This window comes from Croceitalea vernalis, assembly GCF_031846405.1.
Classification (GTDB): domain Bacteria; phylum Bacteroidota; class Bacteroidia; order Flavobacteriales; family Flavobacteriaceae; genus Croceitalea; species Croceitalea vernalis.
In genome coordinates, this window is sequence record NZ_JAVRHU010000035.1 from 1 (window position 1) to 226 (window position 226).

At 44.7% G+C, this 226-nt stretch carries 1 protein-coding gene; it reads right to left on the minus strand.

Translation table 11 applies throughout. The annotated features are described in order from the left end of the window. The coding region (locus RM520_RS15335; protein WP_311388580.1) for a hypothetical protein at nt 1–226 on the minus strand (226 nt) is incomplete at both ends.

Consider the following 226-nt stretch of genomic DNA (forward strand, 5'->3'; position numbering starts at 1 on the left):
GTTGTAAAAGGTCCAGCAGGGTCCAAAGTAGGAGCAACCTCTCCATCACATACATCATTTACTATTATATCAATATCAACAGTTTGAATACATCCGGCACCATTATCGGTGGTATAAGTAACATTGTAAGTACCCACCCCAAGAGCTGAAGGGTCGAAAGTACCATCAGTAGTAGCACCACCCCAAGTACCTCCAGCCGGAGTAGCTACAAGGTTTTGAACTCCGT